This window comes from Streptomyces yongxingensis, from assembly GCF_055597465.1.
On record NZ_CM145717.1, the window covers coordinates 8,019,919 to 8,043,004 of the forward strand.

General features: G+C 71.3%; 20 protein-coding genes. 10 read left to right on the forward strand and 10 right to left on the reverse strand.

From position 1 onward, the window contains the following. Positions 1–90 precede the first annotated feature (90 nt). The 4 genes from ACZ6TD_RS34380 to ACZ6TD_RS34395 all read left to right on the forward strand — a co-directional run bounded on the left by ACZ6TD_RS34380 (position 91) and on the right by ACZ6TD_RS34395 (position 2,988). Positions 91–831: a TraR/DksA family transcriptional regulator gene (locus ACZ6TD_RS34380; protein WP_471344432.1), complete on the forward strand. Its 741-nt coding sequence runs from the start codon at positions 91–93 to the stop codon at positions 829–831. A 70-nt stretch (positions 832–901) separates the two neighbouring features. Further along, positions 902–1,489: a signal peptidase II gene (gene lspA, locus ACZ6TD_RS34385; RefSeq protein ID WP_471344433.1), complete on the forward strand. Its 588-nt coding sequence runs from the start codon at positions 902–904 to the stop codon at positions 1,487–1,489. A gap of 96 nt (positions 1,490–1,585) precedes the next feature. Beyond that, entirely contained in the window at positions 1,586–2,527 is a 942-nt protein-coding gene (locus tag ACZ6TD_RS34390) for an RluA family pseudouridine synthase (protein ID WP_471344435.1), read from the forward strand. Then, entirely contained in the window at positions 2,524–2,988 is a 465-nt protein-coding gene (locus ACZ6TD_RS34395; RefSeq protein WP_471344436.1) for a GNAT family N-acetyltransferase, read from the forward strand. Before ACZ6TD_RS34390 ends, ACZ6TD_RS34395 begins: the two co-directional genes overlap by 4 nt. Before the next feature lie 16 nt (positions 2,989–3,004). Here the strand turns inward: ACZ6TD_RS34395 and ACZ6TD_RS34400 are convergent, their stop codons facing one another. Next, positions 3,005–4,144: a mechanosensitive ion channel family protein gene (locus ACZ6TD_RS34400; RefSeq protein WP_471358286.1), complete on the reverse strand. Its 1,140-nt coding sequence runs from the start codon at positions 4,142–4,144 to the stop codon at positions 3,005–3,007. A 132-nt stretch (positions 4,145–4,276) separates the two neighbouring features. On the opposite strand from ACZ6TD_RS34400, the gene ACZ6TD_RS34405 reads away from it, so the two are divergent. Then, complete coding sequence (locus ACZ6TD_RS34405; RefSeq protein WP_471344437.1) at positions 4,277–4,867, forward strand: dienelactone hydrolase family protein; 591 nt, start codon at positions 4,277–4,279, stop codon at positions 4,865–4,867. A 55-nt stretch (positions 4,868–4,922) separates the two neighbouring features. Here ACZ6TD_RS34405 and ACZ6TD_RS34410 read toward each other — a convergent pair whose 3' ends face one another. From ACZ6TD_RS34410 to ACZ6TD_RS34430, 5 genes are all read right to left on the reverse strand, one after another. Then, the gene (locus ACZ6TD_RS34410) at positions 4,923–6,554 is read right to left on the reverse strand and encodes an alkaline phosphatase D family protein (RefSeq protein ID WP_471344439.1); all 1,632 of its coding nucleotides are present in this window, start codon (positions 6,552–6,554) and stop codon (positions 4,923–4,925) included. A 168-nt stretch (positions 6,555–6,722) separates the two neighbouring features. Next, positions 6,723–7,550 (reverse strand): thioredoxin domain-containing protein, encoded by an 828-nt coding sequence (locus ACZ6TD_RS34415; RefSeq protein WP_471344440.1) that lies wholly within the window; start codon positions 7,548–7,550, stop codon positions 6,723–6,725. 62 nt (positions 7,551–7,612) lie between these two features. After that, on the reverse strand, positions 7,613–8,293 hold the full coding sequence (locus tag ACZ6TD_RS34420) for a hypothetical protein (RefSeq protein WP_471358288.1): 681 nt from the start codon (positions 8,291–8,293) through the stop codon (positions 7,613–7,615). A gap of 103 nt (positions 8,294–8,396) precedes the next feature. Further along, the gene (locus tag ACZ6TD_RS34425; RefSeq protein WP_471344442.1) at positions 8,397–9,356 is read right to left on the reverse strand and encodes a thioredoxin domain-containing protein; all 960 of its coding nucleotides are present in this window, start codon (positions 9,354–9,356) and stop codon (positions 8,397–8,399) included. Positions 9,357–9,449: 93 nt separating this feature from the next. Beyond that, positions 9,450–10,775, reverse strand: coding sequence for a DUF2252 domain-containing protein (locus tag ACZ6TD_RS34430; RefSeq protein ID WP_198279361.1), 1,326 nt, complete (start codon positions 10,773–10,775; stop codon positions 9,450–9,452). A 215-nt stretch (positions 10,776–10,990) separates the two neighbouring features. Here ACZ6TD_RS34430 and dnaE point away from each other — a divergent pair, with 215 nt between their 5' ends. Then, positions 10,991–14,536: a DNA polymerase III subunit alpha gene (gene dnaE, locus ACZ6TD_RS34435; protein ID WP_471344444.1), complete on the forward strand. Its 3,546-nt coding sequence runs from the start codon at positions 10,991–10,993 to the stop codon at positions 14,534–14,536. A gap of 153 nt (positions 14,537–14,689) precedes the next feature. On the opposite strand, the gene ACZ6TD_RS34440 is transcribed toward dnaE, so the two are convergent. Then, positions 14,690–14,869 carry a hypothetical protein gene (locus ACZ6TD_RS34440; RefSeq protein ID WP_137977551.1) on the reverse strand — a complete coding sequence of 60 codons (180 nt, stop codon included), beginning with the start codon at positions 14,867–14,869 and terminating at the stop codon, positions 14,690–14,692. Between the two features lie 315 nt (positions 14,870–15,184). On the opposite strand from ACZ6TD_RS34440, the gene ACZ6TD_RS34445 reads away from it, so the two are divergent. From ACZ6TD_RS34445 to ACZ6TD_RS34460, 4 genes are all read left to right on the forward strand, one after another. Then, positions 15,185–16,501 carry an NYN domain-containing protein gene (locus tag ACZ6TD_RS34445; protein ID WP_471344446.1) on the forward strand — a complete coding sequence of 439 codons (1,317 nt, stop codon included), beginning with the start codon at positions 15,185–15,187 and terminating at the stop codon, positions 16,499–16,501. Between the two features lie 445 nt (positions 16,502–16,946). Next, entirely contained in the window at positions 16,947–17,996 is a 1,050-nt protein-coding gene (locus ACZ6TD_RS34450) for an ABC transporter ATP-binding protein (RefSeq protein ID WP_471344447.1), read from the forward strand. A gap of 87 nt (positions 17,997–18,083) precedes the next feature. Continuing rightward, entirely contained in the window at positions 18,084–18,974 is an 891-nt protein-coding gene (locus tag ACZ6TD_RS34455) for an ABC transporter permease (protein WP_471358290.1), read from the forward strand. A 59-nt stretch (positions 18,975–19,033) separates the two neighbouring features. Further along, positions 19,034–19,774 carry an ABC transporter permease gene (locus ACZ6TD_RS34460; protein ID WP_471344449.1) on the forward strand — a complete coding sequence of 247 codons (741 nt, stop codon included), beginning with the start codon at positions 19,034–19,036 and terminating at the stop codon, positions 19,772–19,774. Between the two features lie 398 nt (positions 19,775–20,172). Here the strand turns inward: ACZ6TD_RS34460 and ybaK are convergent, their stop codons facing one another. Genes ybaK through ACZ6TD_RS34475 form a run of 3 tightly spaced genes read right to left on the reverse strand, consistent with a single transcriptional unit; the run spans position 20,173 to position 23,073 of the window. Continuing rightward, a complete protein-coding gene (ybaK, locus tag ACZ6TD_RS34465) occupies positions 20,173–20,670 on the reverse strand; it encodes a Cys-tRNA(Pro) deacylase (RefSeq protein WP_471344451.1) in 498 nt (165 codons plus the stop codon). An 11-nt stretch (positions 20,671–20,681) separates the two neighbouring features. Beyond that, on the reverse strand, positions 20,682–21,422 hold the full coding sequence (locus tag ACZ6TD_RS34470; RefSeq protein ID WP_471344453.1) for an LON peptidase substrate-binding domain-containing protein: 741 nt from the start codon (positions 21,420–21,422) through the stop codon (positions 20,682–20,684). 55 nt (positions 21,423–21,477) lie between these two features. Then, positions 21,478–23,073, reverse strand: a complete 1,596-nt coding sequence (locus tag ACZ6TD_RS34475) for an oxidoreductase (protein ID WP_471344454.1) — start codon at positions 23,071–23,073, stop codon at positions 21,478–21,480. Positions 23,074–23,086: the final 13 nt, after the last annotated feature.

Here is a 23,086-nt window from a genome sequence, read left to right on the forward strand (position 1 = left end):
CGGCGTGCCCCGTTGCCGCCCGCTCGGAGTCGATTTATCGTTCCGGAACGATTCGCGCGCGAGATCACAATATGTGAAGGGGCCGCGGCCATGGTGGCGAGAAAGACCACCGTGCAGAAGAGCACGGCGAAGGCGACGAAGGCCGCGCCCGGCAAGAAGAGCGCCTCGGGCAAGAAGGCCGTCAACAAGACCGCGGCACCCGGCAGGGCCGCCGCGCAAGGCGCCGCCAAGGCGGCGAAGAAGAGCGCACCGAAGAAGACGTCGGAGACGCCCGCCAAGAAGGCCGCGCCCGCCGACAAGGCGGTGCCCGCGAAGAAGACGGGAGCCAGGAAAGTGGTTGCGAAGAAGACCCCGGGTGGTGCGCCGACCGACAAGAAGGCCACGACGACCGCGCCGCCCCTGCCCAAGGCCCGTGCGGCGGGCGCCCCCGTCGACCCCGGCGAACTCGCGGTCCGCCCGGGCGAGGATCCCTGGTCGGCCGAGGAGGTGGACGAGGCGCGCGCCGGGCTGCTGACCGAGGCCGGGCGGCTGCGCACCGAGATCCTCGCCTCCGAGGAGGCGATCACCGGGCTGATGCGCGACTCCGGGGACGGCGCGGGCGACGACCAGGCCGACACCGGCACCAAGAACATCACCCGCGAGCATGAGATGGCCCTGGCCGGAAACGCCCGCGAGATGCTGCTCCAGAGCGAGCGGGCCCTGGAGCGGCTGGACACCGGGACGTACGGGCTGTGCGAGAGCTGTGGCAACCCGATCGGCAAGGCGCGGATGCAGGCGTTCCCCCGGGCCACGCTGTGTGTCGAGTGCAAGCAGCGCCAGGAGCGGCGCTGACGCCCGTACGCGTGTGCCGTACCCTCGTCCCTCACAGGGGGAGACAGGCTCACGAGGTTGAGGGACTCACGTGACAGAGGCGGAGCAGGCCATCGGTACGCCGGACGCGGGGAAGGCAGAGGAAGGCGCCGGGACCAGCGCCGCCGGAGCCGGTGAGGCCGCGACGGGCAGGGGGAAGCGGCGCGTCGGGGTGCTCCTCGCGGTCGCGGCGCTGGCCTATCTGATCGATCTGACCAGCAAGCTGGCCGTGGTCGCGAAGCTGGAGCACCACGCTCCGGTCGAGGTGATCGGCACCTGGCTGCAGTTCGAGGTGATCCGCAACCGGGGGGCGGCGTTCGGCTTCGGCGAGGCCATGACCATCGTCTTCACGGTGATCGCGGTCGGCGTCATCGTGGTGATCGCCCGGCTGGCCCGCAAGCTTCGCAGCCTGCCCTGGGCCATCGCGCTCGGGCTGCTGCTCGGCGGCGCCTTCGGCAATCTCACCGACCGGATCTTCCGGGCGCCCGGGGACTTCCAGGGGGCGGTCGTCGACTTCATCGCGCCCTCGCACTTCGCCGTCTTCAACCTCGCCGATTCGGCCATCGTGTGCGGTGGCTTCCTGATCGTGATCCTTTCCTTCCGCGGTCTGGACCCGGACGGCACGGTCCACAAGGACTGACGAGGGGGGCCGACGCCGGTCCCGGCCCCAAGGGGTCGGGTGGCCGGTGTCCGACGGGCGTACGAACCGGTGCTCCCGGTCCGGCATACTCGTCAGGTGAGTACGATTCCCGAGATCCGCACCCTGCCCGTACCGGACGGTCTGGAGGGCGAGCGCGTCGATGCCGCGATCGCCCGCATGTTCGGTTTCTCCCGGACCAAGGCGGCCGAGCTGGCCGCCGCCGGAAAGGTGCAGCTCGACGGCAGCGTCGCCGGGAAGTCCGACCGGGTCTCCGGGGGTGCCTGGCTCGAGGTCGAGATGCCGCGGGCCGCGCCGCCGGTGCAGATCGTCGCCGAGCCCGTCGAGGGCATGGACATCGTGCACGACGACGAGGACATCGTCGTCGTCTCCAAGCCGGTCGGCGTCGCCGCCCACCCCAGCCCCGGCTGGACCGGCCCCACCGTGATCGGCGGGCTCGCCGCCGCCGGGTTCCGCGTCTCCACCTCGGGCGCCGCCGAGCGCCAGGGGATCGTGCACCGGCTGGACGTCGGCACCTCCGGGCTGATGGTCGTCGCCAAGTCCGAACTCGCGTACTCCGTGCTCAAGCAGCAGTTCCGCGAGCGCACCGTGGACAAGCGCTACCACGCACTGGTCCAGGGCCACCCGGACCCGCTGAGCGGCACCATCGACGCCCCGATCGGCCGCCACCCCCAGCACGACTACAAGTGGGCGGTGACCGCGGACGGCAAGCCGAGCGTCACCCACTACGACCTCATCGAGGCGTTCCGGGCCGCGAGCCTGCTGGACATCAAGCTGGAGACCGGCCGCACCCACCAGATCCGGGTGCACATGGCGGCCCACCGCCACCCCTGCGTCGGCGACCTCACCTACGGCGCGGACCCGACGCTCGCCAAGCGGCTGAAGCTGACCCGGCAGTGGCTGCACGCCGTGCGGCTCGGCTTCGAGCACCCCGCGCACGGCGGATGGGTCGAGTTCGAAAGCGCCTACCCGGACGATCTGCGCGGGGCGCTGGACATCGTGACGGCGGAGAGCGCGTGATCGAGGTCGTGACCGACGGGGACCTGTCCGGCTGCTTCGCGGTCCGCCGCGAGGTCTTCGTGGTCGAGCAGCGGATCCCCGAGGAGGAGGAGATGGACGCGTACGACGCGCACGCCGTCCACCTCCTGGCCACCGACGACGGGGGCCGCCCGGTGGGCACCGTCCGCTTCCTGCACGGCGCGGCCGCGGACAAGAAGTACGGCCACGCCGGTGTCTACGGCGCCACCACCGCCGTGCTCGGCCGCCTGGCGGTGGCCCGGGCTGCGCGGGGCACGGGGCTGGGGGCCGACCTGGTGCGGGCCGTCGAGGCGGAGGCCCAGCGGCGCGGTCTGGCCGAGGTCTATCTGGAGGCCCAGACCCATGCGCTCGGCTTCTACGAGCGGCTGGGCTACGAGGCGTTCGGCCCCGAGTTCGACGAGGGCAGCGGCATCCCGCACCGGGCGATGCGACGGTCGTTGTAGCGGGCTGCCACCGGCCTCACCGCGAGCGCGGGGCGTCCTTGCGCAGCCCGTCCTCGAAGCGGGCGAAGTGGTCGTGGCGCTCACGGCGGCGCTCGCTCTCCAGCAGCGCCTGCGGTGCCTGGGCGGCCGGGGCGGTGGCGATGCGCGGCAGCGCGTACGGATGGGCGTCCCGCAGCCACGTGATCATCTTCTCGCGCACCTCACAGCGCACGGTCCACGCGTCGTCCGGGTCCCGCGCCGTGATGAGCGCCCGCACCATGATGGTGCTCGGGGTGGTGTCCGTCACCACCAGGTTCCAGTCCCGGCCGTCCCAGGCCGGGGATTTCTGCACGATCTCGCGCAGCCGCTCCCGCATCTCCTCGATGGGCGCGGTGTGGTCCAGGTGGAAGAAGACCGTGGCCACCTTCTGGGTGCCGCCCCGCGACCAGTTCTCGAACGGCTTGTTGGTGAAGTACGACACCGGCATGGTGATCCGGCGCTCGTCCCAGGTCCGTACGGACAGGAAGGTCAGCGTGATCTCCTCGACCGTGCCCCACTCGCCGTCCACGACGACCGTGTCGCCGATCCGCACCATGTCGCCGAAGGCGATCTGCAGCCCCGCGAAGAGGTTCCCCAGCGTGGACTGGGCGGCCACACCGGCGACCACCCCGAGGATCCCGGCGGAGGCCAGCATGGAGGTGCCGACCGTGCGCATCGTCGGGAAGGTCAGCAGCATGGCGGAGGCCGCCACCACGCCGACGATCGCGGCCACCACCCGCTGGATCAGCGTCACCTGGGTGCGCACCCGGCGCACCCGCGCGGGGTCGTGCGCGCTGGAGGAGGCGTAGCGGAAGTAGGAGGACTCCACGATGGCCGAGGAGACCCGCACCATGAGCCACGCCGTGGCCGCGATGAGCACCAGCGCGAGCAACTGGCCGATCGCCGACCCGTGCTCCTGGACGACCCTCGCGTCCGTCTTGTCGTACGAACCGCTCAGCGACGCCGTGCACACGGTCACCTGAAGCGGAAGCCGGCAGCGGCGCAGATGGCCCCACAGGGGGGTCTCTGGATGCCGGGCATCGACCCTCCGCAGCAGCCAGTCGACGGCCCAGCCGATGAACAGCGTGATGGCCAGTGAACCGCCGATGACGATGAGCGGACGCAGCACGTCCTCCATGGACACCTACCTCATCCTTCCCCAGGGGAGACTCCAGGGTGTCCTGTCCCGCCTTCCCCGGATCGGGCGTCCTCAGACCGCGACTGGCACGATGGGAGGGACTGATCCACGGAAAGTGAAACGGGAAGGAAAGTGACGGCGGTGGCCGATACCCCGACGATTGTGCTGTTCCACTCCGCGTACGGGCTGCGGCCCGCCGTGCACGAGGCGGCCGACCGGCTGCGCGCGGCCGGGCATGAGGTGGTCGTGCCGGACCTGTACGAGGGGGAGACCGCCGAGACCGTCGAGGACGGCATGGTGATCAAGGAGCGGATCGGCCGGGACGAGCTGCTGAAACGGGCCATCACCGCCGCCGCGCCGTACTCGGACCGCGGGCTGGTCTACGCCGGGTTCTCGCTCGGCGGCTCCCTGGCGCAGAACCTGGCGCTGGCCGACGGCAAGGCGCGCGGACTGCTCCTGCTGCACGGCACCTCGGACATCGCCGACGACGCCGCGGCCGACGACCTGCCGGTGCAGCTGCATGTGGCCGACCCCGACCCGTTCGAGCCGCACGACTGGCTGAACGCCTGGTATCTGCGGATGCGGCGGGCCGGTGCCGATGTGGAGGTCTTCCGCTACGGCGGGGCCGGGCACATCTTCACCGACCCCGAGCTGCCGGACTACGACAAGGAGGCCGCCGAGGCCACCTGGCGGGTGGCGCTCGGCTTCCTGGCGAGCCTCTGAGCCTCAGCGCACGGGTGAGGCTCTACCGCACGGGTGAGCCTTTACCGGTGGGCCTTTACCGCACGGGCGCGTCGGCGCGCTCGACCTTCTGGCTGCCCGCCCGGGTGCGGTACGACCGCGTCCAGGCGCTCGCGGCGTGCGGATCGGTCCGGTCGGAGACGGTGTAGTAGTCCATCTGGGCCCGCTGCGGGGTGACATCCAGCACGCCGTAGCCGTGCGAGTCCATGTCCACCCACTTCACATGGCGGTTGGTGGCCCTGATCGCGGCGGCCGCGGCCAGGGACACCGTCTGCGGTGCCACGTGGAGCAGATCGTCGAGGTTGTCGGAGGTCACCGAGGTGACCACGAACTCGGTCGCGGCCGACCGGGAGAGCGGATAGGTGGCGGCCTTCACCGGTACGTCGTTGGCCCACGCCATATGGATGTCACCGGTGAGGAAGACCGTGTTGCCGATCCCGTGGTCGGTGAGGTGGGCGAGCAACTCGCGCCGGTCGTCCGTGTAGCCGTCCCACTGGTCGGTGTTGATGGCCAGCCCGCCCTTGGGCAACCCCAGCAGCTCGGCGAGCGGACCCAGCAGCTCGGCGGGGAGGGCCCCGAAGGCGACCGGTGAGATCATCACCGAGTTGCCCACCAGCCGCCAGGTGGTGTCCGAGGCGGTCAGGCCCGACTTCAGCCAGTCGAGCTGGGCGCGCCCGGTCAGGGTGCGCTCCGGGTCGTCCACGTCCCCGCTGCCGGTGGCCGCCTGCTGGGAGCGGAACGAGCGCAGATCGAGCAGGTGGAGGTCGGCGAGGTTGCCGTAGCGCAGCCGCCGGTAGGTGGTGCCCTGGGTGGAGGGGCGCACCGGCATCCACTCGAAGTACGCCTGCTTGGCGGCGGCCACCCGCAGGGCCCACGCCCCCTCGGTGCCCGGCGTGTGGTTCTCCGCCCCGCCGGACCAGGCGTCGTTGGCGAACTCGTGGTCGTCCCAGATCGCGATCAGGGGGAGCGCGGCGTGCAGCGCCTGGGCGTCGGGGTCGGTCTTGTAGTTCCCGTGCCGGACGCGGTAGTCGGCGAGCGTGACGATCTCGTGGGTGGGGGCGTGCGGGCGGACGACGTACTTCGCCTCCGGGTATTCGCCGCTCTGGTACTCGTAGATGTAGTCGCCCAGATGGAGCACCGCGTCCAGGTCGGTGCGGGCCGCCAGATGGCGGTACGGGGAGAACCAGCCCGCCTCCCAGTTGGCGCAGGAGACCACGCCGAAGCGCACCCCGTCGGTCGCGGCGTCGTGCGCTGGAGCGGTGCGGGTACGCCCCACCGGGGAGCGGACGCCGCCGTCCAGGCCGAAGCGGTAGAAGTAGCCGGTGGCGGGCCGCAGTCCGCGCACATCGGCCTTGACGGTGTGGTCGGTGTCGGCGGCGGCCTTGACGGTGCCGCGGGCGACGACCGAGCGGAAGTCCCGGTCCTCGGCGACCTCCCAGGTCACCTCGACGGCGGGGCCGAGCCCCGAGCCGGGTACGGCGTCGGGGGCGGGCGTGATACGGGTCCACAGCAGGATCCCGTCGGGCAGCGGGTCGCCCGAGGCGACGCCGTGCAGGAAGGCGGGCCCGGAGGCGGCGGTGGCGGTGGGGCCCGGGACGAGGGGCAGCAGGGCGGCGGCGGCCGCCGCGGCCGTGACGGCGCTTCGGCGCGATATGTGGAGGTCGGTCACGGCCGAGGAGATTACTGACAAGTAGCCCGCGGGGACAGGGGGCTTGGGGGATGTTCGCCCACCCGTCGCCGCCAGGTCACCACGGCCGTGGCCCGCCGGGGCGTAACGCCGTCGGCGGACGTGCCCTTGAGGGCACGCCCGCCGACTCGGTCTGAGAAGGGCCGGACGCTACTTCTTGAGGTTCTGCTTGACGAGCGGGGTGAACTGGTCCGGGGTCATCGGCGGGTTGTCGCCCACCTGGAGCTTCTTCCCGTTCAGCTTGAAGGACGGGGTGCCGGTGACGTCCTTGGTGTCGTTGAAGGTCTTGGACATGGCCAGCGCCCACCGGTCGTAGGTGCCGTTCTTCACGGCCTTCTCGAAGGCCGTGTTGCCCTTCAGCTCCTTGACCTGCTGGGCGACGTCGATCAGCTTCTGGTCGTCGGCGAAGGCGTCATCGGTCTCCTTCGGGTGGTTCTTCGGTGCGTACAGCGCCTCCTTGTAGTCCAGGAACGCCTGCGGGCTGACATTGAGGGCCGCGCCGAGCGCGCTCAGCGCGTTCTTCGACCCGGCGCCGGGCATCTGCTTGTTGTCGTCGAGGAAGGTGCCCATGGTGAACTGCGCCTTGTAGGTGCCGTCCTTGATGTCCTTGAGCACGGTCGGGCCGGTGTACTTCTCGAACTGGGCACAGACCGGGCAGCGCATGTCCTCGTAGACGTGCAGGGTGTTCTTGGCCTTCTTGTCGCCGATGACGACCGTCGTGCCCTGGGGGCCGGTGGCGTTGGCGGGCTTGGCGAACGTCTTCTTCTCGGCCGCCGTCCGCCACTTCTGGTTGGCGTCGTCCGAGTTCATGTTGGTGACGGCGTAGCCGATGCCGCCGGCTATCGCGAGGACAGCGACGACCGCGCCGCCGACGAACAGCTGGCGCCGCATCCGGTCCTTCTTGGCCTGGCGCTCGCGCTCGGCGCGCAGCCGTTCGCGCGCGGCCTGCTTGTTCTGCTGGCTGTTGCGGTTGCTCATGATGGTTCGATCTCCGTGGGGTGCTTCGTCAGTGATGCGTACGGGGGTGTGGAGCGCTGTGCTCAGGCAGCGGCCGAGCAGGGCGGTCCACGACGCACCACGGAGTGCACGAGGAGAGGGAGGGCCGGTGCCGGGCGCACCGGCCGTACGGGCCGCGGGGCCCGGCGGCGGGGCAGCAGGGCCGCCGCGTGGACGGCGACGGCCAGCAGCAGCGGCCGGAAGGCGAAGGCGGCCAGGGAGGCCAGCAGACGGCTCAGGGCGGCCTCGCCGCGCCGCAGCCAGGCCGAGGCGATCAGACCCACCGCGATATGCGCGGCGAGCAGCAGCCAGGGAGTGGCGGAGCTCACGGCGGCCGCCAGCGGGGTGGCGACGCCGTTCTGGGAGACCCCGGGCAGCGGACCGCCGAGGTCGCCGCCGCCGCACAGCACGGTGACGCCCATGGAGCGCAGGGAGCCCGCCACCGGGCCGCCGGACTGTCCGTAACACGCCTGCTGGCCGGTGGTGAAGATCGTGTCGGCGGCCAGCTCCAGCGGGATCAGCAGGGCCGCTATGGACCAGAAGCCCCGCTCACGGCCCGCGAGGGCGTAGGCGACGGCGAAGACGGCCACCGAGAGCGCGGCGACGGTGCCCAGCGGCAGCGGGGCCCGCGACAGCAGGACATGCGAAGCCGAGGACAGCGTGACGCACAGCGCCGTGAAGAGCGCCGCGCGCACTGTCCTCAGCTGCGGTCCGGTGCCGTCCATGACTTCGAATTCTGCCATGAACCGCTGTAGGGACCATGTGAAGAACCGGCCCGGCGGCCGGCCTACCCGCTTGACCTGCTGGTTCACCTCTTGAGCTGCTGGTTCACCCCTTGAGCCGCTTGTTCACCGCTTCCGTGAACTCCGTCGCGGTCATGGGGGTGGAGCCGCCGCTGCCGGTGAGCTGGGAGCCGTCGAGCTTGACGGTGGGGGTGCCGCTCACCCCGGAGGCGTCGAACTTGGCGATCATCTTCTTCGCCCAGGGGTCGTAGGTGCCCGCGCGCACGGCCTCCTGGAAGGAGGCGTTCGTCTTGAGCGCGTACACCTCCTTGGAGACGGCCAGCAGCCGGGTGTAGTCGGCGTAGGAGTCCTCGGACTCCGTGGGGTGGTTCTTCGACGACATCAGGGCGGCCTTGTAGTCGAGGAAGGCGTCGGTGCCCACGTCCAGCGCCGCCCCGAGGGCGCTCAGGGCCTTCGCGGAGCCGCTGCCGCTCATGTTCTTGTCGATGATGGCGCCGAAGTGGAACGAAACCTTGTACTTGCCGTCCTTGATGTCCTTGGCGATGGTGGGCCCGACCTCCTGGTCGAAGGAGGCGCACGGCGGGCAGCGCAGGTCCTCGTAGACGTCGAGGGTGTGCCCGGCATCGGCCTCGCCGATCACCACGGTGGTGCCGCTCGGACCGGAGCTGTGGGCGGGCGTGACGAGATTTCCCGGGCCCTGTGAGCCCCCGGGGCCCGGCGTTCCCGGCGGACCCTGGACGACATCGTCCGACGAGCCGCCCCGGGAGCCCTTGTCGTCATCCGTGAACACGAGTACGCCCGCGACCACCGCGGCGACGGCCGCCACCGCGATGACGGCCGTAAGGCCGGCCTTGCGCTGCCGGTCCGCCGGGCCGGGAGCACCGCCCCAGGGCCCGCCACCGGGGCCGGGCGGTGGGCCCTGGGGCGGCGGGGGAGCGGGCGGGAAGCCCGGAGGCTGATCCGGGGGCGGCGGCTGACCCGGCTGCTGATACGGATTCTGCTGCGGGTTTCGCTCGCCCCCCGGCGGCTGCTGTCCAGGCCACATGACCGGTAACGATAGAGGGGCGAGGTCACCCCGGCCATGGCCGGGGTGACGATCAACGGCCCTGGGGGGACGGGCGCCCCCCCAGGGAGGCGATCAGAGGCCGGGGATGCGGCCGTTGCGGAAGAGGTCCACGAAGATCTGGTGGTCGGCCCGGGCGCGGGCGCCGTAAGAGTGCGCGAAGTCCACCAGGAGCTCGGCGAAGCCGTCCTCGTCGGCGGCGATCACCGCGTCGATGGCCCGCTCGGTGGAGAACGGCACCAGCGAGTGGCCGCTCTGGTCGTCCGCGGCCGCGTGCATGGTGGCAGTGGCCCGCCCCAGGTCGGCCACGACCGCCGCGATCTCGGCCGGGTCGTCGATGTCGGACCAGTCCAGGTCCACCGCGTACGGCGACACCTCGGCCACCAGCTGCCCCGCCCCGTCCAGCTCGGTCCAGCCCAGCCACGGGTCGGCGTGGGCCTGGAGCGCGCGCTGGGAGATCACCGTGCGGTGGCCCTCGTGGTGGAAGTACGACCGCACCCGCTCATCGGTGATGTGGCGGGAGACCGCCGGGGTCTGCCCCTGCTTCATGTAGATCACCACATCGTTCTCCAGGGCGTCGCTGTTGCCCTCCAGGAGGATGTTGTACGAGGGGAGCCCGGCGCTGCCGATGCCGATGCCCCGGCGGCCCACCACGTCCTTGACGCGGTAGGAGTCCGGGCGCGAGAGACTGGATTCGGGGAGCGTCTCCAGATAGCCGTCGAAGGCGGCCAGAACCTTGTAGCGGGTGGCCGCGTCCAGCTCGATGGACCCGCCGCCGGCCGCGAAGCGGCGCTCGAAGTCGCGGATCTCGGTCATCGAGTCCAGCAGCCCGAAGCGGGTCAGCGAGCGGGCGTCACGCAGCGCGTCCAGCAGCGGGCCCTCCGCGGTCTCCAGGGTGAAGGGCGGCACCTCGTCGTTCTTGGCGCCGGTGGCCAGGGCGTGGACGCGCTCGCGGTAGGCGCCGGCGTACGTCCGCACCAGCTCGGTGATCTTCTCGTCGCTGAGCGCCTTCGTGTAGCCGATGAGCGCCACGGAGGCGGCGAAGCGCTTGAGGTCCCAGGTGAAGGGGCCGACGTACGCCTCGTCGAAGTCGTTCACATTGAAGATCAGCCGGCCGTTGGCGTCCATGTAGGTGCCGAAGTTCTCGGCGTGGAGGTCGCCGTGGATCCACACCCGGCTGGTGCGGTCGTCCAGGTACGGCCCTCCGGAGCGCTCCCGCTCCACATCGGAATAGAACAGGCAGGCGGTGCCGCGGTAGAACGCGAACGCCGAGGCGGCCATCTTCCGGAACTTGACGCGGAAGGCGGCCGGGTCGGCGGCGAGCAGCTCGCCGAAGGCGGTGTCGAATACGGCGAGGATGTGCTCGCCGCGCTGTTCCGCCTGGGTCTGCTGGGTCGACATCGCGGAACGCCTCCTGGGGCATGAGAGAAAGTGATCGGTGGGGCAGATACGACAGGGTATGTTCCGTCCCGCCGGGTGCGCGGGAAGACCGGATGGCCCGTCGGGATCAACGCCTGAGGCTACTCGCGAGTGCCCGGCTCGTGTCAGTGCGGAGGGGTAACCTTCGGAGCTGTCTCGCCCTGCCGTCATCGATTGTTCGCCGGAGGTCTTCCACCGTGACCAAGCCGCCCTTCACGCACCTGCATGTCCATACCCAGTACTCGCTGCTGGACGGTGCGGCGCGGCTCAAGGACATGTTCAACGCGTGCAAAGAGATGGGCATGACCCACATCGCCATGACCGACCATGGCAACCTCCACGGCGCGTACGACTTCTACCAGCAGGCGACGGGCGCGGGGATCACGCCGATCATCGGCATCGAGGCGTATGTGGCCCCCGAGTCGCGGCGCTACAAGCGGCGGGTGCAGTGGGGCCAGCCGCACCAGAAGCGCGATGACGTCTCCGGTTCCGGTGGTTACACCCACAAGACCATCTGGGCGTCGAACAAGACCGGTCTGCACAACCTCTTCCGGCTCTCCTCGGACGCCTATATGGAGGGCTACTTCGTCAAGTGGCCGCGGATGGACAAGGAGACCATCGCCCAGTGGTCCGAGGGCCTGATCGCCTCCACCGGCTGCCCCTCGGGCGAGCTCCAGACCCGGCTGCGGCTCGGCCAGTTCGACGAGGCCCTCAAGGCCGCCTCCGAGTACCAGGACATCTTCGGCAAGGACCGGTACTTCCTGGAGCTCATGGACCACGGCATCGAGATCGAGCGCCGGGTCCGCGACGGGCTGCTGGAGATCGGCAAGAAGCTGGACATCCCGCCGCTGGTCACCAATGACTCGCACTACACCTACTCCCGCGAGTCCGAGGCGCACGACGCGCTGCTGTGCGTCCAGACCGGCAAGAACCTCTCCGACCCGGACCGCTTCCGCTTCGACGGCACCGGCTACTACCTGAAGTCCACGGAGGAGATGTACGCCATCGACTCCTCCGACGCCTGGCAGGAGGGCTGCCGCAACACCCTGCTGGTCGCCGAGCAGATCGACAACACCGGATGGTTCGAGAAGCGCGACCTGATGCCGCGGTTCGACGTCCCCGAGGGGTACACCGAGGTCACCTGGTTCCAGGAGGAGGTCAAGAAGGGGATGGCCCGCCGCTTCCCCGGCGGCGTCCCCGAGGACCGTCAGAAGCTCGCCGAGTACGAGATGGACGTCATCATCCAGATGGGGTTCCCGGGCTACTTCCTCGTGGTCGCCGACTTCATCATGTGGGCCAAGAACAACGGCATCGCGGTCGGCCCCGGCCGAGGCTCCGCGGCCGGTTCGATCGTGTCGTACGCGATGGGCATCACCGACCTCGACCCGGTCGAGCACGGGCTGATCTTCGAGCGGTTCCTCAACCCCGAGCGTGTGTCCATGCCCGATGTCGACATCGACTTCGACGAGCGTCGGCGCGGTGAGGTGATCCGGTACGTCACCGAGAAATACGGCCACGACAAGGTCGCTCAGATCGGCACCTACGGCACCATCAAGGCCAAGAACGCCATCAAGGACTCCGCCCGGGTGCTCGGCTACCCGTACGCGATGGGCGACCGCATCACCAAGGCCATGCCCGCCGACGTCCTCGGCAAGGGCATTCCGCTCTCCGGCATCACCGATGAGAAGCACCCCCGCTACAGCGAGGCGGGCGAGGTGCGCGGGATGTACGAGAACGAGCCGGATGTGAAGAAGGTCATCGACACCGCGCGCGGTATCGAGGGCCTGGTGCGCCAGATGGGTGTGCACGCCGCCGGTGTGATCATGTCGAGCGAGACGGTCACCGACCACGTCCCGGTCTTCTCGCCGAAGAACGACGGCCAGGTCGTGACCCAGTGGGACTACCCGACCTGTGAGTCGCTCGGCCTGCTGAAGATGGACTTCCTGGGCCTGCGCAACCTCACCATCATGGACGACGCCGTCAAGATGGTGCGCGCCAACAAGGGCATCGATCTGAAGCTGCTCGATCTGTCCCTGGACGACCCCAAGACCTTCGAACTGCTCTGCCGCGGTGACACCCTCGGCGTCTTCCAGTTCGACGGCGGCCCCATGCGCTCCCTGCTGCGCATGATGAAGCCCGACAACTTCGAGGACATTTCCGCCGTCTCGGCCCTCTACCGGCCGGGCCCGATGGGCATGAACTCGCACATCAACTACGCGCTGCGGAAGAACGGGCAGCAGGAGATCACCCCGATCCACCCCGAGCTGGAGGAGCCCCTCAAGGAGGTCCTCGGCATCACCTACGGCCTCATCGTGTACCAGGAGCAGGTGCAGAAGGCCGCCCAGGTGCTCGCGGGGTACTCGCTCGGCCAGGCCGACCTGCTGCGCCGTGCGATGGGCAAGAAGAAGCCCGAGGTGCTGGAGAAGGAGTTCGTCAACTTCCAGAAGGGCGCCCGCGAGAAGGGGTACTCCGACGAGGCCATCCAGGCGGTGTGGGACGTCCTGGTCCCGTTCGCCGGATACGCGTTCAACAAGGCGCACTCCTCCGCGTACGGCCTGGTCACCTACTGGACCGCGTACCTCAAGGCCAACTACCCGGCCGAGTACATGGCGGCGCTGCTCACCTCGGTCCGCGACGACAAGGACAAGTCGGCGGTCTATCTGAACGAATGCCGCCGCATGGGCATCAAGGTCCTGCCGCCGAACGTCAATGAGTCCGAGGCCAACTTCACCGCCCAGGGTGATGACGTGATCCTCTTCGGACTCACGGCGGTCCGGAACGTCGGTCAGAACGTGGTGGAGGCGATCATCCGCGGCCGCAAGGCCAAGGGGAAGTACGCCTCGTTCCCGGACTACCTGGACAAGGTCGAGGCGGTCGTCTGCAACAAGCGCACCACCGAATCGCTGATCAAGGCGGGCGCCTTCGACGAGATGGGCCACACCCGTAAGGGGCTCATGGCGCACTACGAGGCGCTGATCGACAATGTGGTCGCCGTCAAGCGCAAGGAGGCCGAGGGGCAGTTCGACCTCTTCGGCGGCATGGGCGGCGACAGCGGGGACGGCGACGGGCCGGGCTTCGGCCTCGACGTCGAGTTCTCGGACGTCGAATGGGACAAGACCTATCTGCTGGCCCAGGAGCGGGAGATGCTGGGTCTGTATGTCTCCGACCATCCGCTGTTCGGCATCGAGCATGTGCTGAACGAGAAGGCGGATGCCGCGATCTCCGCGCTCACCGGCGGTGAGCACGCGGACGGCGCGATCGTCACCATCGGCGGCATCATCTCCGGTCTCCAGCGCAAGATGACCAAACAGGGCAACGCCTGGGCCATCGCCACCGTGGAGGACCTGGCCGGCTCCATCGAGTGCATGTTCTTCCCGGCCACCTATCAGCTGGTCTCCACCCAGCTCATCGAGGACGCGGTCGTCTTCGTCAAGGGGCGGCTGGACAAGCGCGAGGACGTGCCCCGGCTGGTCGCCATGGAGCTGATGGTGCCCGATCTGTCCGAGGCGGGCGCCAACGCGCCCGTGACGATCACCATTCCCACGGTCAAGGTCACCCCGCCGCTGGTCGAGAAGCTGGGCGAGGTGCTCACCCACCACCGCGGCTCCACCGAGGTGCGGATCAAGCTCCAGGGGGCGCGGAAGACCACCGTGCTGCGGCTCGACCGGCATCGCGTCACCGCCGACCCGGCCCTCTTCGGCGATCTCAAGGTGCTGTTGGGGGCGTCCTGCCTGGCCGGATGACCGCCCGGCCCTGACGAAACGGCGGCCGCCCGGCCCTGACCACAGCAGTGGCCCCGGCGAGAACGCCCCAGGGGCGCGCCCGTGTCGGGCGCGCCCCTGGGGCCATGTCACACGGCCTGCCACCGTGGTGGCCCAGCGCCGGTGCGCGGTGCGTCAGTTGTGGCCGAAGCTCTTCTGCCGGTCCTTGCGCGGCGTCGAGGGGCCGCCCTCCGACCGCATCGCCTGCGACTGCGCGTCCATCGAGGACTGCTGGTCGGCGGGGCGGTCGGCCATGCCGCGCTCCTGACGCCGCTCCTGCTGCTGCTTGCGATCGCGGTTCTTGTTCTTGCCCATGGTGGTGTTCCTCCAGTTGGGATCAGCCCCCGGTGAAGGGCTCTCCGGTGAAGGGCTCTCCGGGAGAACCCTTCGGAAGAAGCCCTTCGGGAAGAACAGTGACATGCCGCGGTGACCCGTGCATTTCGGGCAATTACGGTGAGTGAGAAGGAGGGTCTTGGCGGGTAAGCCGTATCCGCCACGCCGGTGATCCAGTTCGGACTGATAACCCCCGCACGGTCGGGCAGACTCGAAGGAAAGCCGAAAGACCACATCCGGGGACGGCTGTGCGCGGGGGGCGACCGAGGACTGATTCGTCAGGGAAGAGGGTGGAACGTGGACCGCTGCGTCGTCCTGGTGGACGCCGGGTACCTGCTGGGCGCCGCCGCGAGCCTGCTGGCCGGGGAGCCCGCCCGATCGCGCATCTCCGTTGACCACGCGACCCTCATCCAGGGCTTGCGGGAGCGGGCCGAGGCCGAGACCGAGCGACCGCTGCTGCGGATCTACTGGTTCGACGGCGCCCCCGACCGCGTACCCCAGCCCGAGCACCGGCGGTTGCGCGTGATGCCCCGGGTGACCGTACGGCTCGGCGCGCTCACCCGCAGCGACGGCCGCTGGGCCCAGAAGGGCGTGGACGCCGCCATGCACGCCGAGCTGACCGAGCTCGCCCGTAACCGCGCCTGCTCCGACATCGTCCTCGTCACCGGCGACGGGGATCTGCTGCCCGGGCTGATGTCGGCCAAGGAGCACGGCGTCGCCGTCCACCTCTGGGCGGTGCAGGCCGCCGACGGCGACTACAACCAGTCCGAGGACCTCGTGGCCGAGGCCGATGAGCGGCGCGTCCTGGACCGCGTCTGGATCACCCGGGCGGTGCGCGCCAAGGAGCTTCCCGGGCCCTGTGCGCCCGTCTCCGAGCCGCGCCCGGAGATCGCGGCCATTCTCTCCGCCCCGCTGCCGGAGACCGCCACGGCCGCCGCTGCCGCTGCCGCCACGGCGTCGCCCGGCGGCGCGGAGGCGGCCCCCGGCCGCAACGGCGCCGGCCGGCCCGGCACCGACGTGAGCGGCCCGGCCGACGCCCCCGGCCGTCCCGCCGCCGCGGCCGGCGGGGCGGGTGCGGACGCCGCGGCAGGGGCCGCGGCCAAGGGGGTGCCCACCCCCAAGGACCTCGCCGATCTGGGCCGCGGCCCGGCCGGGCCCGGCGGCCAGGCGGACCGGCAGCCGGCCGGTGCCACGCTGCGCTGGTCCTCCGACAAGGGCTGGATCGACCGGGGCCCCGGCGCCGGGGTGGGGGAACCGCCGGAGACCGCCAACCTCCCCATGCTGGCCCAGCTCACCAGCGCCGAGCAGCGCTGGGCCGACCGCGAGGAGGACATCACCGCGGTCAGCGGCGACCCGTTCGAGGTCGGCCAGGTCTTCGCCCGCCGCTGGACCGACCGGCTCGCCGATCCGGGCCATCTCCAGCAGCTCTCCACGGAGTACCCCCGCATCCCGCACCGCATCGACGGTGAACTGCTGCGCTACGCGGCCCGCTTCGGGCTGCTGGCCCACAAGGACGACCAGATCGACGAGCACGACCGCTATGCGATCCGGGCGGGCTTCTGGCGCGAGATCGACCTCCGCTCGGCGGCGGAGCACGCCCAGACGGGCGGCTAGGGACGCCTGCGGCGGGCTGCTCCCCTCCCCGCCCCTTCCCGAAACTGGGGCTCTGCCCCAGCCCCCGGCCCGGGGCTCACTCCCAGCAACCGGGTCGGGGCTCCGCCCCAAACCCCGAAACTGGGGTTCCGGCCCAGCCCCCGGTCCGGGGCTCCGCCCCTTTCCGCGGCGTCGGTATGCGGCTCCGCCGTGTGGCGGGGCTCCGCTCCAGCGCCCGGCTCTGCCTCAAACCCCGGGTCGGGGCTCCGCCCCAGCCCCCGGGTCGGGGCTCCGCCCCTTTCCGTAGCGTCCATATGCGGCTCCGCCGCGTGGTGGGGTCCCGCCCGGGGCCTCGGGGTCCAGGGGCGGGGCCCCTGGTTACGGGAAGGGGCGGGGAGGGGAAGACCAAGGGCCCCGAGGGCCCCGAGGGCGGGAGCGGGTGTTTGGGCGCGTACCCTCATAGCTCGTGAGGACGGGCGCGAAACAGGCGACGAGTGGCGATGTGGTGTGCACCGTGCGCGGCCTGGTCAAGACCTATCCCGCGGCGCGCGGCCGCCGCGGCGCGCCCGCCACGCCCGCCGTCCGGGCCAGCGACGGCATCGACCTCGACGTGGTGCGCGGCGAGGTCTTCGGGCTGCTCGGGCCCAACGGCGCCGGCAAGTCCACCCTCGTACGGCAGCTCACCGGCCTGCTGCGGCCCGACGAGGGCCGGGTGCGGGTGCTCGGCCACGATCTCGTACGCCACCCCGAGCGCGCCGCCCGGCTGCTGGGCTACCTCGGCCAGGACTCGACCGCGCTGGACGAGCTGACCGTCTCCCTCGCCGCCGAGACCACCGCGCGGCTGCGCGGTCTGGAGACCCGCGCGGCCCGCGCCGAGCGGGACGCGGTGATCGAGGAGCTGGGGCTCGGGGAGGTCGCCGGGCGCCCGCTGAAGAAGCTCTCCGGGGGCCAGCGGCGGCTGGCCTGCGTCGCCGCCGCGCTGGTGGGGGAGCGGCCGCTGCTGGTGCTGGACGAGCCCACCAGCGGGATGGACCCCGTCGCCCGGCGCGCCGTGTGGGCGGCCGTGGACCGGCGGCGGGCCGAGCGGGGGGTGACGGTGGTGCTGGTCACCCACAATGTGATCGAGGCGGAGACGGTGCTGGACCGGGTCGCCGTGCTGGACCGCGGCCGGGTCATCGCCTGCGACACGCCCGCCGGGCTCAAAGCGCTGGTGGCCGACGAGGTGCGGCTGGAGCTGGTGTGGCGCACCGAGCCGCCGCTGGACGTGCCCGAGGTCGCCGCGCTGTGGAAGGCAGCCGGAGCGTCGAGCGACGCCCGGACCGCCGACGGCGCCTCCGGGCGGCGCTGGACGCTCCGGCTGCCGCCGGACGACGCGCGCGCCGCCATCGCCACCGTGACCGGTGGCCCCGCCTTCGCCGCGCTGGACGATTTCACCCTTGCCACGCCGAGCCTGGAGGATGTGTACATCGCCCTGGGGGGCCGCGCGGAGGGCGCGGAGGGGCTGGTGAAGGCGTGACCGCCGGGGCGAGCCGGTGAACGCGTCGGTGACCGTGACCGTATGCAAGCCGTAAGAGGCGAAGAGGAGCAGCACAACGTGAGTGTCATGCCCGCCGTGTCCGGTGTGTCCGGGGCCACTGGTGTGCCTGGTGTGTCCGGTGCGTCTCCTGGGCTGCCCGGTGCGTCCGGTGTCTCCGGTACCTCGGGGGCGTCCGGTGATGCCGGTGAGGCCGGTGACATGCCCGCGCCGCTGGCGGCCCGGGCGCGGCTCTTCCCCGCGCTCGTCGCGGTCTACCGCGCCCAGCTCTCACGGGCCCGGGTGGCCCGGATCCCGCTGCTCTTCGTCGCCACCTTCCAGTCCATCGGGATCATGATCCTGATGCGCGGGGTGGTGGACGGCGGAAGCGAGGCGCGGTCGGTGGTGGCCGGGTCGAGCGTGCTGGTCGTCGCCTTCGTGGCGCTCAACCTGCTCGCGCAGTACTTCGGCCAGCTGCGGGCCAGCGGCGGTCTTGACCACTACGCGACCCTGCCGGTGCCGCCCTCGGCCGTGGTGCTCGGGGCGGCCGCCGCGTACGCCTCCTTCACCGTGCCCGGGACCGCCGTCACCGCGGTGATGGGCAGTGTGCTCTTCCAGCTGCCTATGACGAACCTGTGGATCCTCCTCGCCGTGATCCCCCTGTCCGGCGCCGCCCTCGCCGGACTCGGCGCCGCACTGGGGCTGCTCGCCCCGCGCCAGGAACTCGCCACGCTCTGCGGCCAGTTGGGGATGTCCGCCGCACTGCTGCTCGGCGTGCTGCCCGCGGCCCGGATGCCGCAGGTGGTGTCGTACGCGCGCGATCTGCTGCCGTCGACGTACGGTGTGGAGGCCCTGGCCCGGTCCTTCGACGGGCAGCCCGACTGGTGGGTGGTCTGCGCCGACCTCGGAGTGTGCGCCGGGGTGGCCGTGGTGTCCCTCGCCGCCGCGACCTGGGCCTATCGGCGGGCGGCGGTGCGGTGACGCGCCGCAGCGAACGTCCCGCCGACCGAAGTACACCGTCCGCCTGGCACGATGACGGGGTGACCGCACCGTTGACGCCACATGATCAGCACTCGCCGCACGACGAGCCCGCCGAGGGCCGGCCGCCGTCCCCCGAGCAGCCTGCCGGGGACTCCGCCGCGCCGTACCCCACCGGGTATCCCGCGCACCCGGGGCAGGCTTCGGGGCATCCGGAGCACGCCGGGCACTCCGACGAGCACGCCGAGTTCTCCGAGCACTCCGAGCCCGGACCCGAGTTGCGTGCCGAACTGGTGCAGGCGTCGCTGGTCGCCATCGCGGTGGCGGTCTCCGGGGTGCTTCTCGGGCTGCTGTGGCTGTGGTTGGCGCCGAAGGTTCCCCTGGTCTCGGACGGTTCCGCCGTCTATCTGAAGAACTCGGAAGGGGAGGACGCGGTCGGCGCGGACGGGATGTTCACGCTGCTCGGGCTCGCCTTCGGGGCCGTCTCGGCCATCGTCGTCTTTCTGCTCTTCCGTCACGGCGGTATCGCGCTGGTCGTCGGGCTGGCGATCGGCGGGGTGCTCGCCTCGGTGATCGCCTGGCGGCTGGGCGTATGGCTGGGGCCCACCTCGGATGTCGTGGCTCATGCCAAGGCGGCCGGTAAGGGCGTCACCTTCGACGGGCCGCTCAAGCTGGGCGCCAAGGGTGCGCTGCTGGCGTGGTCGGTGGCGGCGATGGTGATCCATCTGGCCCTGACCGGCCTGTTCGGCCCCCGGGACCCCGAGCCCGCCCTGCCGCCCGCGCCGAGGCCGGGAGCGCGCTAGGAGCGGTTTCGGCCCGCCTCCAATGCGGCTGGGGGTATCCGGCGGCTCTTGGCGCCTGCGGCGGGCTGTTCCCCTCCCCGCCCCTTCCCACAACTGGGGCTCCGCCCCAGCCCCCGGGCGGGCGGCCCGGATGTGCGCGGGCGTTCGCCCGGTTGTCCGCTGCCTCGGCGTGCCGATGGCGATCAGCCTGTCGGTGTTGGTGTTCGCGGTGGCGAGGGTCGGCTCGTTGACCCCTGGGGTCCAGGGGCGGAGCCCCTGGTAGCGGGAAGGGGCGGGGAGGGGAAAGATCCGCCGGACACCCCGCAGGGCCGGTCTCAGCCGCTCAGGCCCGCCACACGGGCCATGGGCGGGTGGCCAGGTGCGGGTGGCCCAGGGGCCGCCATGGGCCCCATGGGGGGCTACGAGCGGGCGATCGGTGCCACCACCGCGTCCGTCAGCGACGCCAGGTCCTTGGGCGACAGCTCGACCTCCAGCCCGCGGCGGCCCGCCGAGACACAGATCGTCTCGTAGCCGTCGGCCGACGCGTCCAGGGCCGTCGGTAGGCGCTTGCGCTGGCCGAGCGGGGAGATCCCGCCCCGCACATAGCCCGTGGTGCGCTCGGCCACCGCCGGGTCCGCCATCGTGGCGCGCTTGCCGCCGACCGCCGAGGCGAGCGCCTTGAGGTCGAGCGTGGCCGAGACCGGCACGATGGCGACCGTAAGGCGGTCATCGACGCTCGCGACGAGGGTCTTGAAGACCCGCTCCGGTGCGACGCCGAGCGCCTGGGCGGCCTCCTCGCCGTAGGACGGGGCCGCCGGGTCGTGCTCGTAAGAGTGCACGGTGAAGTCCGTGCCCGCGGCGGTCAGGGCGGTGGTGGCGGGGGTGCCCGCCGAGTTCTTCTTGGTCTTCTTGGGCATGTTCGTCCGCGTCAGTTGGGGCTGGTGGGCCCGCGGGTCAGATCGACGGCCGGGAGCGACGGGAGCTTACCGATGACCGCGCTCTCGGCGCGAAGGAGTTTCAGCTCGTCGGCCAGCCGGCTCGCGGTGTCCGGCGCCTGGAGCAGCCGCTGCTTCGCGGGCGTGTCGAGCACGGCCGCGGCGGCCACCAGATAGGAGAGGACGGACGGCTCGCCCGGCAGGTCCTGCTCGGCCGCCAGGGTCCGCTCCCGGGCGCCCGCGAGCCGCTTCTGGTACAGGCGGAAGGCCCGTACGACCCCCGAGGCCAGCGCCCCGGCGCCGTCGCCCTGCTCCTCCTCCAGCTCCTTGACCTCGGCCGTGAGATACGGGCCCGAGGAGTCCACGGAGACCAGCTCGAAGCGGGTGGTGCCGGTGGCCAGCACCTCGAAGGTGCCGTCCTCCTGCTCCCGGATGGTGGCGGCGTCCGCCACGCACCCCACGGAGTAGAAGGACTTGGCGGGGTCGGGGCCGAACCCGGCGGTGGGGCCGGGGTCCGGCAGGGTGAGGGAGTCGGGGAGGCCGATCGCGCTCGGCGCGACCTCATGGCCGTCCCTGATCGCGATCACCCCGAATCGGCGCGGTGCGTCCTCGGGGAGCGCCGACAGATCGCGCATCAGGGAGCGGTACCGCTGCTCGAAGACGTTCAGGGGCATGACGAGCCCCGGGAACAGCACCGTGTTCAGCGGGAAGAGCGGAAGGCGCGCGGAGGTCACGGGGCGTAAGCCTAATGGCCCCGCGCGTCCCCTTTCACTGGTGCCGGAGCAGCCGTCACTGGCGGCGCAGCAGCCGGGACGCTCCGGCGGCGACCGCGGTGGCCAGTACCCAGCCCAGAAGGATCATGATGATGGACGCCCATTGGACGGCGCCCTGGGGTTTCCAGTAGCCGTCCATGCCCAGATCGATGACCGGGATCAGCAGGTCGAGGGTGTACAGCGAGGCGTTCCAGTTCGGCGCTTCATCGGGCTTCAGCGCCTCCGGCCGGTTGTGGGCGAAGAACACCGAGCCGACCGCCCACAGCACCGCCATCCACACCGCCGCCCGGCCCGGCCGGTAGCCGTAGGCCACCGTCCAGTCCTGGAGATAGCCCCACACCTTCCCGGCGAGCGGCAGCGTCTCCCGGCGGCGCCGCTGCTTGGCGAGCTGCACCTCGCGCGCGTCGGCGTCCTCGCCGCTGGCCCGCATCGTGTTGGCCAGCATCTCGTACGGCTCGGGCGCGTACTCGGGCGTGGCGGCGGCCACCCACTCCAGCCGCCGGGCCAGCGGGAAGTGGCCGCGCGGGATCAGGCACTCATAGCTGAACCCGGCCATGGTCAGCCCGCCGGGGCCCGGCCAGCTCACCGACTTGTCGACAAGATTGACCACCCGGGCGCCGGAGAGGATCACCCGTCCGCGCTGCGGCCGCTCCCCGAGGAAGCGCAGCTCGGGCGTCTGGACCCGGCGCAGCGACAGCTCCTGGTCGTTCTCCATGATGAAGCGGGCCTGGTCGAAGTCGATGGCGTCGCCGATCCGCCCGTCGTCCAGCCGGATCCCGCCCTCGCACTCGAAGCGCTGGATCCGGGTGCCGCGGGTCGGGGTGGAGGCGGTGCCGTACGGCGGGGTGGAGCCGCTGGAGTACGTGCTCACCCCGCCCGCGGTGAGGTACAGGCTGCGCTCCACGGTCAGCTGCGGCGCGTTGAGCGCGCGGCGGCCGTAAGGGTTGCGCAGCCGGCTGCCGCGCAGGCTGAGCGACACGCCGATCTGCGCCCCGCGCAGGCTCAGCTCGCCGTACGACTCGATCATGTCGGCCTGGAAGTCCTGGGCGACGGTCAGTCCGTCGGCGCTGATCGACATGCCCCGGCGGTCGCGGCGCACGATGAGCTGGTTGAGCAGTAAATCGGTGCCGATATGGGCGTCGGTGAGCCGGATGCCGTGCTCGACCACACAGCGCGGCAGATGCAGATCGCCCTCGGTGCGCAGCCGGGCCGCCTCCAGCCGGGGGAGGGAGCAGCCCACCAGGCGCAAGGTCGTGAACTGCGCCTCGGGGACCAGCACCTCCCGCTCGAAGCGGCAGTTCTTGAGCTCCACATAGGGCTCGATGTTTCCGCCGGCCAGATCGAGCGTGCCGGTGATGTGCACCCCGTTGAGCTTGAGCGCCGAGACCCGGCCCGGCTGCGCGGGCGGCCCGTCCAGCAGCAGGAGGGCCACCACACGCGCGCGGACGCTGCGCTCCGGGCCCCAGGCGTACGGTCCTGAGGGGTCGTTCCGCTGGGGGTGGGAGGTGCGCAGATCATGGGTGCTGCCATTGCGGAACGCCTGCCACATGCCCCATTCGGCGGTGGTCAGATCGAGGCCCGGGGGTGGGTCGCCATCGTGCGGCTCGGTCACAGCCGTGTCCCCT